Source organism: Pseudomonas sp. Ag1 (assembly GCF_000278565.1).
Classification (GTDB): domain Bacteria; phylum Pseudomonadota; class Gammaproteobacteria; order Pseudomonadales; family Pseudomonadaceae; genus Aquipseudomonas.
This window is the reverse complement of record NZ_AKVH01000096.1, coordinates 28,027-42,778: the sequence shown is the minus strand read 5'-3', so window position 1 is coordinate 42,778 and position 14,752 is coordinate 28,027. Positions and strand designations below refer to the sequence as shown.

Here is a 14,752-nt window from a genome sequence, read left to right as displayed (position 1 = left end):
AACATACGCTTGTTTTAAAAGGTCGTTAGAGGCCCGCTGCTGGCGGTTTGATCACTGGCTCCATGGCGGTGGCGTCGGTATGCTTGGGCAATCCGCGCCTGGCGCACTGCACTTGTAAGGAGTCACATGGATTTTCTGGCCGAGTACGCTACTTTCCTGGCTAAAACCGTCACCCTGGTCGTCGCCATCCTGGTGGTGCTGATCAGTTTCGCCGCACTGCGCAGCAAAGGCCGCCGCAAAGCTGCCGGCCAGTTGCAGGTCAGCAAGCTCAATGACTTCTACAAGGGTTTGCGTGAGCGCCTGGAGCAGACCCTGCTCGACAAGGACCAGCTCAAGGCCCTGCGCAAGTCTGAAGGCAAGGCCGAAAAGAAGAAGGGCAAGAAGAAGCCAGAAGCCAAGCCACGGGTGTTCGTGCTGGATTTCGACGGCGACATCAAGGCCTCGGCCACTGAAAGCCTGCGCCATGAAATCACGGCACTGCTGAGCCTGGCCACACCCAAGGACGAAGTGGTACTGCGCCTTGAAAGCGGCGGCGGCATGGTTCACAGCTACGGCCTGGCGTCGTCGCAACTGGCGCGTATCCGCGAGGCGGGCGTGCCGTTGACCGTGTGCATCGACAAGGTCGCGGCCAGCGGCGGCTACATGATGGCGTGCATCGGCGAGAAGATCATCAGCGCACCGTTTGCCATCCTTGGCTCGATTGGCGTGGTGGCGCAGTTGCCCAACGTCAACCGCCTGCTGAAGAAGCACGACATCGACTTCGAAGTGCTGACCGCCGGTGAATACAAACGCACCCTGACCGTGTTTGGCGAAAACACCGAGAAGGGCCGCGAGAAGTTCCAGGAAGACCTGGACATCACCCATCAACTGTTCAAGAACTTCGTGTCGCGCTACCGCCCGCAGCTGGCGATTGATGATGTGGCCACCGGCGAAGTCTGGCTGGGCGTCGCGGCGCTGGACAAGCAACTGGTGGACCAGCTGCAAACCAGCGACGAATACCTGGCGACCAAGGCCAAGACCGCCGAGGTGTTCCACCTGCACTATGCCGAGCGTAAAAGCCTGCAGGAGCGGGTGGGCCTGGCGGCCAGCGGTTCGGTCGACCGGGTGCTGCTGACCTGGTGGAGTCGCCTGACCCAGCAGCGTTTCTGGTAACAATTCCAGCTGACGTTCGAAGATCAAAATGTGGGAGCGGCGGTGCGACGATTCGACTTGCTCGCGAAGGCGGTGGATCAGTCACAGATGTATTGACTGACCCACCGCATTCGCGAGCAAGCCCGCTCCCACATTGGGTCGTGGTGGTCGCATTATCGAGTCAGTAAAGAGGCCTGCGGCACCGCCGGTATGGGATGCCGCATCAACGATCCCACCACCAACGCCCCCAGCAAACCCAACAACCCCGCCACCCATAGCACCACGCTGAACCCGCCGACGAACGCCTGCCGCGCCAGTGGCTGCACCATCCCTCGTGCCGTTTCAGGCAGCAACGCCATGGCCGCGGGCATATCGCCAGCCACTACCCGTGAAGCAATCCCTGCCGCCTGTTCCTGCCACTGGGAGCCGATGCTCGTGTGCAGCAACTGTTCGCTATGGCTGCTCAACAACGCCCCATACACCCCAATCGCCAACATGATCGCGCTGAAGCGCATGGTGGTGCTCATGCCCGACGCCATCCCCGCGCGGTCCCGTGGCACGCAAGCCATGATGTTTTTCTGCGTATCGCCATTGAGCAATCCCGCGCCGGCCCCCGTGACGGCAATCGCCAGGGCGAACGGCAGATAGCCGCCGATATTGACCGCCCAGGCACTCAGCAGGTTGCCGCACCCCACCAGCGCCAGCCCCGTCGCCATCATCGTTGCCGGGGCAAAACGGCTAGCCAGTCGGGCGCCTATCCGCGGACAAATCAACATGGTCAAGGCAAACGGCAACATGCCCAGCCCGGAGGCAATCGCGGAGAAGCCCAGGCCGTTTTGCAGGTAGAACGGCAGCAGCGTCATCATCACCTGGGCACAGCCGGCGTAGGCGAACATCCCCAGCAGTGCACCGATAAAGCGCGGGTGCCTGAACAGTTGCAGGTCGACCATGGGCCGCTGTTGCAGGCGTTCGGCGAGTACAAAAACACCCAGCAACGCAGCGCCTCCCAGCAGCCGCGCATAAGTCAGCGGGTTGTCCCAGCCGATACGGTTGGCTTCGATCAAGCCCCAGATCAGGCACAGCAGGCTGGCACTGAAACTCAGGCTGCCCCAAGGGTCGAGCCTTGCAGCCTGGGCATCGCGGGATTCCGGAATCGCGCGCAGCACCAGTCCCATCAGCACCAGGCCGACCGGCAAATTCAGATAGAAAATCCAGCGCCAGCCCAGGTACTGGGTAATCAACCCGCCGAGGGTCGGTGCGGCGGTCATCGCCACGCCCATGCACGCGCCCCAGAAGGCCCAGGCCTTGGCGCGTTCCACTTCGTCATGGAAGGTATGGCCGATGGAGGCCAGGGCCGAGGTCAGCAGCAGCGCTGCGCCGACACCTTTGACGGCGCGAGCGATATCCAGGAGCAACGCATTCGGCGCCGCACCGCAGCCGAGGGAGGCGAGGATGAAAATACCCAGGCCCCAGACCAGGGTCTTCTTGCGGCCAAAGCGGTCGGCAATGCTTCCGGCCGGCAATAACAGGGCGGCGAAGGCCAGCATATAAGCGCTGACCACCCATTCGATATCGGCAAAATTCGCCCCCAGGTCCCGGGCGATGCTCGGCAGGGTCACGGCGACGATATTGGTGTCGAGCACGATCAGCGAACAGACCCCGGAGGCGGTCAGCAGCGTCAGGCGCGGGCTGACCTTGCTCATGGTTGCACCGAAGCCACCGCCGCGAGGGCGATCTCGTCATCGTGGGCCGGAGTATCTGCGCTAATGCCGATGGCGCCCACTACCTGGCCTTCAAGGATGATTGGCTGGGCGCCCTTCATCATCAACAGGCCGGCGGTGATGGCTGCCGGGCGGCCATTGTTGATGGCGTTTTCCAGATCCCCGGACGGCCGCTTGAAGAGCGCGGAAGTGCGCGCCTTGCCCTGGGCCAGCTCAATACCGGCCACCACGGGAGCGCCATCCATGCGCAGCGTCAGGATCGGCCAGCCACCGTCATCGACGATGGCCACGGCGCAGGGCCAGCCCTTGTCGGCGGCGACCTTGCGCGCGTGTGCGGCGATCTGCTGGGCCGCTGCCAGGCTCAGGATTGCCTTGTGGGCAATGCTTGCCGGGGCTTCTCCGGCCAGCGCTGCGGGCACGGTGCAAAGACCGGCAAGCACCAGGACCAATGATTTGACGAACATGGGAAAGCCTCTCTACTGTGAACGTACCGCGAGCTTATCCCCGGCAGGTGGCGTCCTTGTTAGGCGCCATACAGAACTTCATTACCTTTGAGCTAATCCTGTGATGGAAATACGTCATTTCCGCTACTTCCTGGCGGTTGCCCGGCAACGCAATTTCACCCGTGCTGCCGAACAGCTGGGTATCGCGCCGCCGACCCTGAGCCGGCAGATCCAGGACATGGAAGCCACCCTCGGTACGCGCTTGTTTATCCGCCGCCAGCGCGAGGTCAGCCTGACCGAGGCGGGCGCGGCCTTGCTGATCGAGGCAGAGGCCACCGTGCGCCAGTTCGAGTTTGCCCAACGCAATGCCCAGCGCGCCGGGCGTGGCGAGATCGGTCATATCGAACTGGGTTATGTGGCGTCGGCGGTGTATTCGGGGTTGTTGCAGCGTCAGGTGCAGTCGTTCTGCGCGGACTGCCCGGACGTGAGCCTCACCGTGCGCGAGAGTCCCATGGCGGCGTTGCCGGGGCTGGTGGCGGAGGGGCGTTTCGACATTGGCTACATTCGTTCGCCGATGACCTTGCCTGACGGAGTCGACGGGGTGCGGTTGAGCAGTGAGGGGTTTGTGTTGGCGTTGCCCCAGGATTCGTGGCTGCTGGGGTTGAAGGCAATCAGTTGCGAGCATCTGCAGAACGAGACGTTTATCTTGCCCGAGCAGATCAGCGGCACGCTGCACGTGGCGGCGCAGGGTGGTTATGCGCCGCGCCTGGGGCCGCAGCCGGGTGGGTTGGTGGCGGTGATTGCGTTGGTGTCACTGGGGCAGGGCGTGGCGGTGGTGCCGGAGTCGGTGGTGGGGCATGTGAGCTTGCCGAATGTCGTGTACCGCAGCATTGAAGGCAGCGAGGCGTCGTCCTGGTTGTCGCTGATTTACCGGCGCTTTGAAAAGGCGCCGGCGGTGGCGCGGTATATAGAGCAGGTGAAGCAGGTAGCCAGTTTGAAGGTTTGATCGCGGCGGGTTAGGTGCTTGACGGGTTAAGTGTGTTGCTGCCTTCGCGAGCAAGCCCGCTCCCACATTCGACGGCATTCCAAAGATGGAATTCGGTCGAAGGTGGGAGCGGGCTTGCTCGCGAAGGGGTCATTTCAAGCACTACACCAACCGCGGTTGAACCGAATCCGCCAATCGCGTCAGTATCAAGCAGCACGATACCGCCCCGGCATCCAGCACGCCCAACGAGCGCTCGCCCAGGCGGCTGGCACGCCCAATCTTCGCCACCAGATCCCTGGTGGAATCCCGCCCCCGCGAAGCAGCACTTTTCATCGCCTCCAGCGCATCGCTGAATGACGCTCCTGACCCATGGGCCTGTTCAAACGCCTCCACCGCCGGAATCAAGGTGTCCATCAAACACTTGTCACCCACGCCGGCTTCGGTGATGTCCTGCAACGAGGTCAGCCCGCCCCGCAGCAAATGGGCAAAGGTCGCCGCGTCAATCTGTTCGCTGCCGCGCACCTCATCCGCCATGCCGATAAACAGGCTGCCATACAGCGGCCCCATGGAGCCGCCGATGCCTTCCATCAGGCTCAGTGTCAACTCATCCAGGGCTTCGGCCAGGGTCAGCTGGCGGCCTTCAATCGTGCGCCCGCAATGGGCGAACCCCTTGGCCATGTTGATGCCGTGGTCGCCATCGCCAATGGCGCCGTCGACTTCGCTCAGGTATTCGCGGTTGGCAACGATCACGCTCACCAGGTCGGCGACGATGGCGCTGCCGTCGTGGGTGGAGAAATGCTGGCTCATGGTTTAGTCCGCCTGGGTCATGCCGATGGAACGGCAGGGTTGGTCGATCAGGGATTTCAGCTCGGCGTCCAGGCCCAGTAAGGTCAGGGTCACGCCCATCATTTCCAGGGAGGTGAAGTAGTTGCCCACGTAGCAGCGGTGAATCTTCAAGCCCCTGGCTTGCAGCTGACGTTCAACCTCGGCGTAGAAAATGTAAAGTTCCATCACCGGCGTCGCACCCAGGCCCGAGACCAGCACCACCACGCTGTCGTCCTGGCTGAAGTCGCGGTCGGCGAGGATCGGTGCGAGCATGCGGGCCGCCATGGCCTCGGCGGATTCGATCGGGATGACTTCAATGCCCGGCTCGCCGTGATGGCCGATGCCCAACTCCATCTGCCCGTCGGGAATCTGGAAGTTCGGCTTGCCCACTGCCGCGATGGTGCAGGGCGTGAGGCCGATGCCGATGGAGCGGCAATTGTCGACGGCCTTCTGGGCGACACGAATCACCCCGTCCAGGTCGTAATGCTGGGCCGCGGCTGCACCGCCGACCTTCCACATGAAGATCTCGCCTGCCACGCCGCGACGCTTGGCGATGTCGGCCTTGGGCGCCGAGGCCACGTCGTCGTTGGCGACCACGGTGCGGATGCGCATGTCCTTGCTGGCGGCCATCTTCATCGCCAGCTTCACGTTCATGTTGTCGCCGGCATAGTTGCCGTACAGGCACGCCACCCCGGCGCCGTGGTCGGCGGCACGGAAGGCGTCGAAGAAGCTTTTGGCGGTGGGCGAGGAGAAGATTTCGCCGACGGCCACGGCGTCCACCAGGCCCGGGCCGACATAGCCGAGGAACGCTGGTTCATGGCCGGAACCGCCGCCGGTCACGATGCCCACCCGGCCCTGTGGTGACGGCTTGGCCTTGCCGATCACCCGGGGATTGGTTTCGTATTGGCGCAGCTCGGGGTGCGCGACCAGAATACCCCGCAGCATGTCCTCGACCACCTGGTCGGGATCGTTTATCACTCGATTCATAACGCGGTTTCCTGTGTTCTTGTTCTTGGTGTGGGAGCCAGCTCCCACAAAGAGCCCGGCGCCCGCAGGGTTTTGGGTTATTGGGCCAATCAGGGTTCCAGGACGACTTTAAGCGACTTGTCCCCGCGCTCCATCACCGCAAACGCTTCCTTGAAGTCCGCCAGGGCAAACTTGTGGGTCACCACGTCGCGCATGTCGATCTTGCGGTTGCCGATAAAGTCGATGGCGCGCGGGTACATGTACGGGCCGAGGTGCGAGCCCAGCACGTCCAGTTCCTTGCGGTCACCGATGATCGACCAGTCCACCGTGGCCTCGTCGTTGAACACGCTGAATTCCACGAAGCGCCCCAGCTTGCGCAGCATCGCCAGGCCCTGGTTCACCGCCTTGTGGTGCCCGGTGGCTTCGATGTAGATGTCGCAGCCGTAGCCATCGGTGATCTCGCGAATCTTCGCCATCACGTCGACTTCGGCCGGGTTCCACACTTCGTCCGCGCCCATGCGCAGGGCGAGGGCAGCGCGTTCGGGTTTCATGTCGAGCACGATGAGCTTTTTCGGGTTGCGCATGCGCACCGCACCGATGATCCCCAGGCCCAGGGTGCCGGCGCCGGCCACCACCACGATGTCGTCGAAATCCACATTCGCCCGTTCCGCCGCGTGCAGCGAACAGGCCAGGGGTTCGATCAGGATGGCTTCGTCCGGGGCAATCGAGTCCGGTACTTTGTGGATGATGCCTTCCTTGGTGAAGATCATGTACTGGGCCATGGCGCCCTGGACGTTGTTCTGGAAACCGTACAAGTCGTGTTTCTGGCACATCCAGTACTGGCCGTGGTTGCAGAAGCGGCAGCCCCAGCACGGCACGATCTGTTCGGAAATCACCCGGTCGCCGACCTTCACCCCGCGCTTTTCCGCGCCGGGGCCGAGGGCGACCACGCGGCAGACAAACTCGTGGCCGGGAATCATCGGCGGCTTCACGTAGCGCGGCTGCTCGGCGTCGCCCCAGAACGAGGGCGCGCCGCGGTAGGTCTTGATGTCGCCCATGCAGATGCCGCACAGCTCGACCTTGGTGAGGATCTCGTCGGGGCCGGGCGTCGGCACATCGACGGTCTCCAGGCGATAGTCTTCGGGGCCGTGACAGACCACGGCCTGCATGGTTTTCGGAATGACGGGGGACAGTTGTTCGGCAGTGCGTTCGGTAACGGTAGACATGACGATAAACCTCACGACAAAGGATCAATTACTGGATGCTGTAGCCACCGTCGATCACCACGTTTTCCCCGGTGATCATCTGTGCGGCGTCGCTGAGCAGGTACAACGCCAGCCCGGCGATTTCTTCCGGCTGGGCAAAGCGGCCCGCCGGGATCTGCAATTTGGCCCGTTCCCCCAGCTCGCCCGCCCAGGCCTTTTTGCCGAGGGCGGTTTCGACGATGGTCGGGGAGATGGCGTTGACGTTGATGTGGGGCGCCCATTCCATGGCGAGCACCTTGGTCATGCCGACCACGGCGGCCTTGCTGGCGCAGTAGGCGACGTGACGGTCCAGGCCGATCACCGCCGCTTGGGAGGCGAGGTTGACGATGCGCCCGCTGCCCTGGGCCAGCATGTGCCTGGCGCAGGCCTGGGCCACGAAGAAACTGGCCTTGAGGTTGATGTCGAGAGTGGTGTCCCAGGCGTTTTCACTGACGTCCAGGGCCTTGTCCAGCAGGGCCACGCCGGCGCTGTTGACCAGGTAATCCAGGCGTTTGAAGTGATCGAATACGTAATCGACGGTGCTGTGCACCTGGTCAAGTTGGCGCAGGTCCACGGCGATGCCGATGTTCCCGGCGCCGAGGCTGGCGGCGACTTCGACCACGGCCGGGTCGCGGTCCAGCAGGGCCACCCGCGCGCCGCGTTCCACCAGCAGGCTGGCACAAGCCAGACCGATCCCGGCGGCCCCGCCGGTGATCACGGCGCAGCGGCCGGTGAGGTCGAAGGCTTGATTCCAGAATCCAGACATGAACATGACTCCATTTTTCAGATCGGTGGAGATCCAATGTGGGAGCGGGCTTGCTCGCGAAAGCGGTGTATCAGGTGGCACATCTGTTGAATGATCCACCGCTTTCGCGAGCAAGCCCGCTCCCACACTTGACCGGGTTTCAAGTCAAAACTTACTTCGTACCGCTCACCTGCTGATACAGCGCATCCGCATTCGCATTGGTCACCGGCACCCACGGCAGGATGTAGTTCCTGGCGGTGCCGTCACCCCATTTCACGTCCTTGCCATAACGTTCCCAGATCACCGACTGCGGCTTGTAATCCTTGCCGGCCAGCGCCCGCAGCGCCACATCCAGCGCGCCTTGGGACTGGGCCTGGGCGTCCTGCAGGAAGGTGGTTACTTCATCCTTCTTCGCCGCCTGGATCGCATCCGGCATGCCGTCGATGGACGTCACCGGCACATCCTTGGACGTCAGCCCATGGGACTTCAACGCCTGCACCGCACCGAGGGCCATGTCATCGTTTTGCGCGATCACCCCGTTGATGCCCTTGGGGTGTGCGTTCAGCCAGTCTTCGGTCAGGGCCAGGGCCTGGGCGCGGTCCCAGTTGGCGGTTTTCTTCTCGATGATCTTGATGTCCGGGTGCTTGCCCAGTACTTCCATCTCGCCCTTTTCGCGGTCGATCTGCGCCGACTGGCCAATCGGCCCCTGGATGATCACCACGTTGCCGCGGCCCTTGAGTTTGTCGACCATGGCCTGGGCCTGCAGGCGACCGCCTTCCACGTCATCGTTGCCAACATAAGGCACGTTGGCGTCCGCCACCTTGGTGTTGGAGGCGATCACCACCACGTCATTGCTCATGGCGGCCTTCACGGTGCCGACGCCGGCCTTGGTGTCGATCGGCACAAACAGGATCGCGTCGTAGTGCTGGGTCACCATGTTTTCAATCTGGTTGTTCTGGGTCAGTGCGTCATAGTTGCCGTCGAACACGGTCAACTGCACGGTGCCGTCCTTGACTGCGGGGTGTTCCTTCAGCTCGCGCACCCAGTTCTGCATGAACTGGCCCTTGAGCCCGTACACGGCGGCGCCGATCTTGTAGGTCTTGCCATCGGCGGCCAGGGTGACACTGCTGGCGAGCAGGGAGATTGCCGCGACGGCGGCCAAAGTCGTACCAGGTTTCATGAGAGAACTCCGTTATTGTTGTAGTGGTAGTTTTCAGAACTAGCGTTTCTTCTTGCGCCACACGTCAATCAGCACTGCGAACACGATGATCAGGCCCTTGGCGACCTGCTGGTAATAGGAGGACACGCCGAGCAGGTTCAGGCCGTTGTTGATCACGCCGATCAGCAATGCGCCAAACAGCGTGCCGACAATCGTGCCGGTACCGCCCGACAGGCTGGTGCCGCCGATTACCACGGCGGCAATCGCATCCAGCTCATACGAAGTGCCGGCCTGGGGCAGGGCAGAGGTGGTGCGCGCCGACAGCACCACACCGGCCAGCCCGGCGAGCAGGCCCGAGACCACGTACACCGAAAACATCACCTTGCGCACGCCGATCCCGGAGGTGCGCGCGCTCTTCTCGTTGCCACCCACCGCGTACACATAGCGGCCGTAGGTGGTGTAGCGCAGTACCATCCAGAAGATCAGCGCGACCACGGCGAAGATCACGATCGGCACACCGATCGGGCCGATCTTGCCGATACCCAGCGCCAGGTAGGCGTCGGGCAGGTCAGTGATCGGGCTACCGTCGTTCAAGATGAAGGTCATGCCCCGGGCAATGCTCAACATGCCCAGGGTCGCGACAAAGGGCGGGATCGACAGGTTGGCGACCATAAAGCCGTTCACCACCCCGAGCATCGCCCCGGCGAACATCCCGGCGCTGACTGCCGCGAGCACGCCATAGCCCTGGGTCGCGACCATGGCGCTGCACAGCCCGGCAAAGGCCAGGATCGAGCCCACCGACAGGTCGATGCCCTTGGTCAGGATCACGTAGGTCATGCCCACGGCGAGGATCCCGTTGATCGAGGTCTGGCGCAGGATGTCCATCCAGTTGCGCCAGGTCATGAAGTATTCGCTGGCGAAGGCCATCACCAGGCACAGGAGGATGAACACCAGCGGCAGGCCGAAGCGGTCGAGGGACAGGCGCAGGCGACTGCGGGGTGCGGTCGTGACGGGGGCGGCTGCAGGTGTAGAAAGTGATTTGGCATTCATGAGGCAAGACTCAACAAGGCTTCCTGGGAAAGGGCGGTATCGCTGCTGATGGTCACCAGCCTTCCGCCTTTGAACACGGCAATACGGTCACTCAGGTGCAGCAATTCCGGGGCTTCGGACGACACCACAATTGCCGCGCCGCCGGCGCGCACGAACTGGTCCAGCAGGTGATAGATCTCCTGCTTGGCGCCTTCATCGATGCCCCGGGTCGGCTCATCGCACAGCAGGCAGATCGGCTGGGTCGACAGGCATTTGGCGAGCACTACTTTCTGCTGGTTGCCGCCGCTCATGGATTCCACCGGCAGGTCCAGGGAAGTGGTCTTGATCTGCAGGCGCTTGACCATGTCCTGGGCCAGTTGGTTTTCCTTGCGGGCATTGATCAGCGACCAGCTCGACAGCTGCTTGTACGCCGACAATGCGATGTTCGAGAGGATGCTGCCGCTGAGCACCAGGCCGCTGTCCTTGCGGTCTTCGGTGACCAGTGACATGCCGGCCTGGATCGTTGCCTTGGGCAGGCCGATGGGCATCGGTTTGCCTTGCAGGGTCACGCTGCCGGAGTCCGGCGTGGTGAGGCCGTAGATGCAGTTGAGGAATTCGCTGCGGCCCGAGCCCATCAGCCCGTAGATGCCGAGAATCTCGCCCTGGCGCAGTTGCAGGCTGATGTCCTGGAACTCGCCGGCGCGGCTCAGGCTGTCGACGTCCAGGCAGCATTCGGCGGCGCATTCGCGGCCGACCTTGTGGTCGATGCGGGTCAGTTCCTGGCCGACGATGCCGCGCACCAGGTGGGCGCGGTCGATATCGGCCATGCGCCCGGTCTCAACGAAGGCGCCGTCGCGAAAGATGCTGTAGTCGTCGGCAATCTGCGCCAGTTCACTGAGGCGGTGCGACACATAGATGATGCCGGCACCACGGGCGGTGAGGCGGCGGATCGCCTTGAACAGGGTTTCGGCCTCACGCTCGCCGATGGCCGAGGTGGGCTCGTCCATGATCATCACCTGGCAGTCGTGGCTGAACGCCTTGGCGATCTCCACCAGCTGGATCTGCGCCACGCTCAGGCGATGCATGGGGCTGGTGGCGTCGACGTCGAACTCCAGGCCTTCCAGCAGTTCGCGAGTGCGCCGGTTGAGCTCCTTGCTGTCGACGATGCAGCCGGCGCGGCACGGTTCGCGGCCCAGCCAGATGTTTTCGGCGACGGTCATGTAGGGGATGGGTTCCAGCTCCTGGGTGATCATCGCGATCCCCGCCGCGAGTGCTTCGCTGGGGCGGTTGAACTGGACGGGGGAGCCGTTGAGCAGGATGGTCCCGGCGTCACGCTGGGTGATGCCCATCAGGATGCTCAGGAAAGTCGATTTGCCTGCGCCATTGCCGCCGCACAGGGCGTGGACGCTGCCGGCCCGCAGAGAGAGGCGCCCCTCACGCAGGGCAGGAATCCCGGCGTAAGCCTTGGCGACGTGTTCAGCCTGGAGCAGTAATGGCGTGGCCATCGGCGTGTCCTCGTGCTGTGAATTCTTATTAGGTCGCACAGTCATGTTTCGCTGTGAGCATATGTGTATCAAATGAAATTCTGATCAGTCAATCTCTTTCACTGAAAAGTTGTAAATGGATGGATTTGCGCAAAGTAAGCCGGTTTAGAGGGCTTTGACTGGAAGGTCAGCTAAATCCTGCTTGACAGGGCGACTGGAATATCCGAGAAATGACTGAGCTAAATTTCACAGAGTGATCATATGATCACTCTCCAGCACCCAAAACGGCAGCGGAGCCAAACGCCATGAACACACCTTTCCCGGTGGCTATCGGATGCGATGAAGCGGGTTATGAGCTCAAAGAACTGTTGAAGCGCCATATCGAGGCGCTGGGTTACCCGGTGACGGACTTCGGCACCCATTCCACGGCGCCGGTGCTGTACCCGGACATTGCCCTGGCGGTGGCCACGGCGATCAATGCCGGCGAGCAACGCTTGGGCGTGCTGGTGTGCGGCACTGGCATCGGCATGGCCATCTCGGCCAACAAAGTCCTGGGGATTCGTGCGGCCCAGGCCCATGACACCTATTCGGCGGAGCGGGCACGCAAGAGCAACGATGCGCAGATCCTGTCCATCGGTGCACGGGTGATCGGCGCGGAGCTGGCCAAGAGCATCGTCAAGTCGTTCCTGGAGTCGGAGTTCGAAGCCGCGCGTTCCGGGGCCAAGGTCGACCGCATCAACGCGATCGAGCGTGACGGGCATCAGTAGTGGACGGAACGGGGCAAGAGTCGGGAGAATGCGCCTTTGACACCGAAACGGAAGCCCGTGCCCATGAGTGACAGTACCCAGCGCATCGCCAGCGACATCGACCTGATGACCGAAGTGGCGATGCTCTATTACCTTGAGAACGTCACTCAGGAAGCCATCGCCAAGCGCTTCGACCTGTCCCGGGCAAAAGTCAGCCGCCTGCTCAAACGCGCACGGGATGAAGGGATTGTCGAGGTGCGGGTGTTGCAGCACCCGGCGATGAACAACGAGCTGGAACAGGCGCTGGTGGAGCGCTTCCAGCTGGACCGCGCTTTGATTGCGGTGGACCACAGCGACCCGGACACCCAGCGCTCGGCGGTGGCGAGCCTGGTGGCCAACTACCTGAACAAAACCCTCAGTGACGGCATGATCGTCGCGGTCGGCATGGGGCGTAACGTCGGTGCGGTGGCCGATAATGTGTTTTTGCCGGTGACCCGCAACTGTACGTTTGTGTGCGCGATTGGCGGTTCGCTCAAGGCGGGTGAATACATGAACCCCGACCACATTTGCCGGCGCCTGGCCCTGCGGTTTGGTGGCGAGAGTGAAAGCCTGTACGCCCCGGCGCTGGTGGCCAATCCGGAACTGCGTGGGGTGTTGATCAGCAACGATACGGTGCGTTCCACGCTTGACCGTGCCCGCCGTGCGGACATGGCGTTGATCGGCATCGGTGACATGAGTGAAAACAGCAACATGGTGCGCATGGGGTGGTTTTCGCCCCAGGAAATTGCACAGGCGCGGTTGTCCGGCACCGTGGGGGACATGATGGGTTATGACTTCATCGACATTCATGGCCAGCCGGCGGTCAACGCGATTCAGGGGCGGGTGATCGGGTTGACGGTGCAGGAGCTGTTTCGGATTCCGGATGTGGTGGCGATTGCCAGTGAAAACACCAAGGCGGCGGCAACGCTGGGGGCGTTGCGTTCGGGAGTGATCAATACCCTGGCGACCACGGTGACCAATGCTCACACCATCCTTGCGCTGGATGACGCGACGCGTAAAAGCTGACACCGCCGATAGTCCAGGCCCTGAACATCACCTGTGGGAGCTGTCGAGCCTTGGCGAGGCTGCGATGGCATCACCGCGGTATGACTGGAGTACCGGGTTGTCTGCATCGCGGACAAGCCCGGCTCCCACAGTTGACTGCCTCAGGGTTTCCACACCTGCACATCCTGCGCATCCACCGCCTTGGGCAACAACCCCGCCTTGAAGAACGCATCCGCAATTTTCTGCTGTTCCCCCAACTGATCCAGCGTCACCGGTTGCACCTCATAGCTGCGATGAGCATTGGCGGCCTCGACAGTCTCCACATCCAGGTTGCCCCACAATGGCCCCAGCACTTTCGCGGCATCACGCGGGTGGCTCTTCACCCACTCGCCAGCCTGGTGCAACTGCTCGTACACCAGCTTCAGCACTTCGGGATGCGCCTTGGCGTAGGGCGTAACCGTCAGGTAATAGCGCTTGTAGCTGGCCAGCCCGGTACCGTCCGCAAGGGTGCGGGTGGGCAGTTGGCGCTGCACGCTGGTGAGGAACGGTTCCCACGTGACCCAGGCATCAACCTTGTTGTTTTCAAATGCAGCGCGGCCATCGGCGGGCGTCAGGTACGCCGGCTCGATATCGGAGAAGGCCAGCCCCGCCTTGTTCAAGGCAGCGATCAATAAATAGTGAGTGCCGGCGGCCTTGGTCACGGCGATTTTCTTGCCTTTCAAGTCCGCCAGTTGCTGAATCGGCGAGTCCTTGCGCACCACGATCGCCTGGGCTTGGGGCGAGGGCGCTTCCTGGGCGAAGTAGGTGAGCTTGGCCTGGGCGGCCTGGGCGAAGATCGGTACGGTGTCGGCCACGTCAGCGCTGATATCCACGTTACCGACGTTGAGTGCTTCCAGCAGCGGCAGGCCACTGGGGAACTCGTGCCAGGTGACGTCGATGCCGTCGGCCTTGAGGGCTTTTTCCAGGGTGCCCTGGGTTTTCAGCAAGGTGATCAGGGTCGAGGATTTCTGGTAGCCGATGCGTACGGTTTCCTCGGCCTGAGCGTTCAGGGCGGTGCAGAGGCCCAGTGTGGCAAGGCCTGCGATGAAAAGGCGATGGAGCGAAAACTGGGGCATGGCGTGCTCGACTCTTAATGGATTAAGGTGAGCTTATTGTTCTAAAAAACATTCGATAAATAATTTTTCGATCTTAGCTTAGGCCTTTATCGGGTGCGCCGTTCGCGGCCTTTCA

General features: G+C 62.4%; 14 protein-coding genes. 4 read left to right on the top strand and 10 right to left on the bottom strand.

Features of this window, described 5'->3' with window-relative positions; translation table 11 throughout:
• Positions 1-126 precede the first annotated feature (126 nt).
• Entirely contained in the window at positions 127-1,152 is a 1,026-nt protein-coding gene (sohB, locus tag A462_RS18135; protein ID WP_008434663.1) for a protease SohB, read from the top strand.
• Positions 1,153-1,304: 152 nt separating this feature from the next.
• Here sohB and A462_RS18140 read toward each other — a convergent pair whose 3' ends face one another.
• Entirely contained in the window at positions 1,305-2,834 is a 1,530-nt protein-coding gene (locus tag A462_RS18140) for an MFS transporter (RefSeq protein WP_008434660.1), read from the bottom strand.
• Complete coding sequence (locus A462_RS18145; RefSeq protein ID WP_008434658.1) at positions 2,831-3,316, bottom strand: GlcG/HbpS family heme-binding protein; 486 nt, start codon at positions 3,314-3,316, stop codon at positions 2,831-2,833. The genes A462_RS18140 and A462_RS18145 overlap by 4 nt, the downstream gene beginning before the upstream one ends.
• Positions 3,317-3,419: 103 nt before the next feature.
• Between A462_RS18145 and A462_RS18150 the strand changes: the two genes are divergently transcribed.
• Positions 3,420-4,301 (top strand): LysR family transcriptional regulator, encoded by an 882-nt coding sequence (locus A462_RS18150; RefSeq protein WP_008434657.1) that lies wholly within the window; start codon positions 3,420-3,422, stop codon positions 4,299-4,301.
• 141 nt (positions 4,302-4,442) lie between these two features.
• Here A462_RS18150 and dhaL read toward each other — a convergent pair whose 3' ends face one another.
• The 7 genes from dhaL to A462_RS18185 form a co-directional block, all read right to left on the bottom strand.
• The gene (gene dhaL / locus A462_RS18155) at positions 4,443-5,087 is read right to left on the bottom strand and encodes a dihydroxyacetone kinase subunit DhaL (protein ID WP_003215682.1); all 645 of its coding nucleotides are present in this window, start codon (positions 5,085-5,087) and stop codon (positions 4,443-4,445) included.
• A gap of 3 nt (positions 5,088-5,090) precedes the next feature.
• Entirely contained in the window at positions 5,091-6,092 is a 1,002-nt protein-coding gene (locus tag A462_RS18160; RefSeq protein WP_003215684.1) for a dihydroxyacetone kinase subunit DhaK, read from the bottom strand.
• 89 nt (positions 6,093-6,181) lie between these two features.
• Positions 6,182-7,297: an erythritol/L-threitol dehydrogenase gene (locus tag A462_RS18165; protein ID WP_008434653.1), complete on the bottom strand. Its 1,116-nt coding sequence runs from the start codon at positions 7,295-7,297 to the stop codon at positions 6,182-6,184.
• Positions 7,298-7,325: 28 nt separating this feature from the next.
• Complete coding sequence (locus A462_RS18170) at positions 7,326-8,081, bottom strand: SDR family oxidoreductase (RefSeq protein WP_008434650.1); 756 nt, start codon at positions 8,079-8,081, stop codon at positions 7,326-7,328.
• Positions 8,082-8,232: 151 nt separating this feature from the next.
• Positions 8,233-9,240: a substrate-binding domain-containing protein gene (locus tag A462_RS18175; protein ID WP_008434646.1), complete on the bottom strand. Its 1,008-nt coding sequence runs from the start codon at positions 9,238-9,240 to the stop codon at positions 8,233-8,235.
• A 39-nt stretch (positions 9,241-9,279) separates the two neighbouring features.
• Positions 9,280-10,269, bottom strand: a complete 990-nt coding sequence (locus A462_RS18180) for an ABC transporter permease (RefSeq protein ID WP_003215711.1) — start codon at positions 10,267-10,269, stop codon at positions 9,280-9,282.
• Positions 10,266-11,753 (bottom strand): sugar ABC transporter ATP-binding protein, encoded by a 1,488-nt coding sequence (locus tag A462_RS18185; protein ID WP_008434644.1) that lies wholly within the window; start codon positions 11,751-11,753, stop codon positions 10,266-10,268. The genes A462_RS18180 and A462_RS18185 overlap by 4 nt, the downstream gene beginning before the upstream one ends.
• A 284-nt stretch (positions 11,754-12,037) precedes the next feature.
• On the opposite strand from A462_RS18185, the gene rpiB reads away from it, so the two are divergent.
• A complete protein-coding gene (gene rpiB, locus A462_RS18190; protein WP_003215716.1) occupies positions 12,038-12,499 on the top strand; it encodes a ribose 5-phosphate isomerase B in 462 nt (153 codons plus the stop codon).
• Positions 12,500-12,562: 63 nt separating this feature from the next.
• Positions 12,563-13,543, top strand: a complete 981-nt coding sequence (locus A462_RS18195; protein WP_003215718.1) for a sugar-binding transcriptional regulator — start codon at positions 12,563-12,565, stop codon at positions 13,541-13,543.
• 140 nt (positions 13,544-13,683) lie between these two features.
• On the opposite strand, the gene A462_RS18200 is transcribed toward A462_RS18195, so the two are convergent.
• Positions 13,684-14,637 (bottom strand): aliphatic sulfonate ABC transporter substrate-binding protein, encoded by a 954-nt coding sequence (locus tag A462_RS18200; RefSeq protein ID WP_008434641.1) that lies wholly within the window; start codon positions 14,635-14,637, stop codon positions 13,684-13,686.
• Positions 14,638-14,752: the final 115 nt, after the last annotated feature.

Excerpts from the sequence above, each read along its gene's own strand:
- sohB (WP_008434663.1), top strand. The coding sequence starts at position 127 with ATGGATTTTCTGGCCGAGTACGCTACTTTCCTGGCTAAAACCGTCACC.
- A462_RS18140 (WP_008434660.1), bottom strand. The coding sequence starts at position 2,834 with ATGAGCAAGGTCAGCCCGCGCCTGACGCTGCTGACCGCCTCCGGGGTC.
- A462_RS18145 (WP_008434658.1), bottom strand. The coding sequence starts at position 3,316 with ATGTTCGTCAAATCATTGGTCCTGGTGCTTGCCGGTCTTTGCACCGTG.
- A462_RS18150 (WP_008434657.1), top strand. The coding sequence starts at position 3,420 with ATGGAAATACGTCATTTCCGCTACTTCCTGGCGGTTGCCCGGCAACGC.
- dhaL (WP_003215682.1), bottom strand. The coding sequence starts at position 5,087 with ATGAGCCAGCATTTCTCCACCCACGACGGCAGCGCCATCGTCGCCGAC.
- A462_RS18160 (WP_003215684.1), bottom strand. The coding sequence starts at position 6,092 with ATGAATCGAGTGATAAACGATCCCGACCAGGTGGTCGAGGACATGCTG.
- A462_RS18165 (WP_008434653.1), bottom strand. The coding sequence starts at position 7,297 with ATGTCTACCGTTACCGAACGCACTGCCGAACAACTGTCCCCCGTCATT.
- A462_RS18170 (WP_008434650.1), bottom strand. The coding sequence starts at position 8,081 with ATGTCTGGATTCTGGAATCAAGCCTTCGACCTCACCGGCCGCTGCGCC.
- A462_RS18175 (WP_008434646.1), bottom strand. The coding sequence starts at position 9,240 with ATGAAACCTGGTACGACTTTGGCCGCCGTCGCGGCAATCTCCCTGCTC.
- A462_RS18180 (WP_003215711.1), bottom strand. The coding sequence starts at position 10,269 with ATGAATGCCAAATCACTTTCTACACCTGCAGCCGCCCCCGTCACGACC.
- A462_RS18185 (WP_008434644.1), bottom strand. The coding sequence starts at position 11,753 with ATGGCCACGCCATTACTGCTCCAGGCTGAACACGTCGCCAAGGCTTAC.
- rpiB (WP_003215716.1), top strand. The coding sequence starts at position 12,038 with ATGAACACACCTTTCCCGGTGGCTATCGGATGCGATGAAGCGGGTTAT.
- A462_RS18195 (WP_003215718.1), top strand. The coding sequence starts at position 12,563 with ATGAGTGACAGTACCCAGCGCATCGCCAGCGACATCGACCTGATGACC.
- A462_RS18200 (WP_008434641.1), bottom strand. The coding sequence starts at position 14,637 with ATGCCCCAGTTTTCGCTCCATCGCCTTTTCATCGCAGGCCTTGCCACA.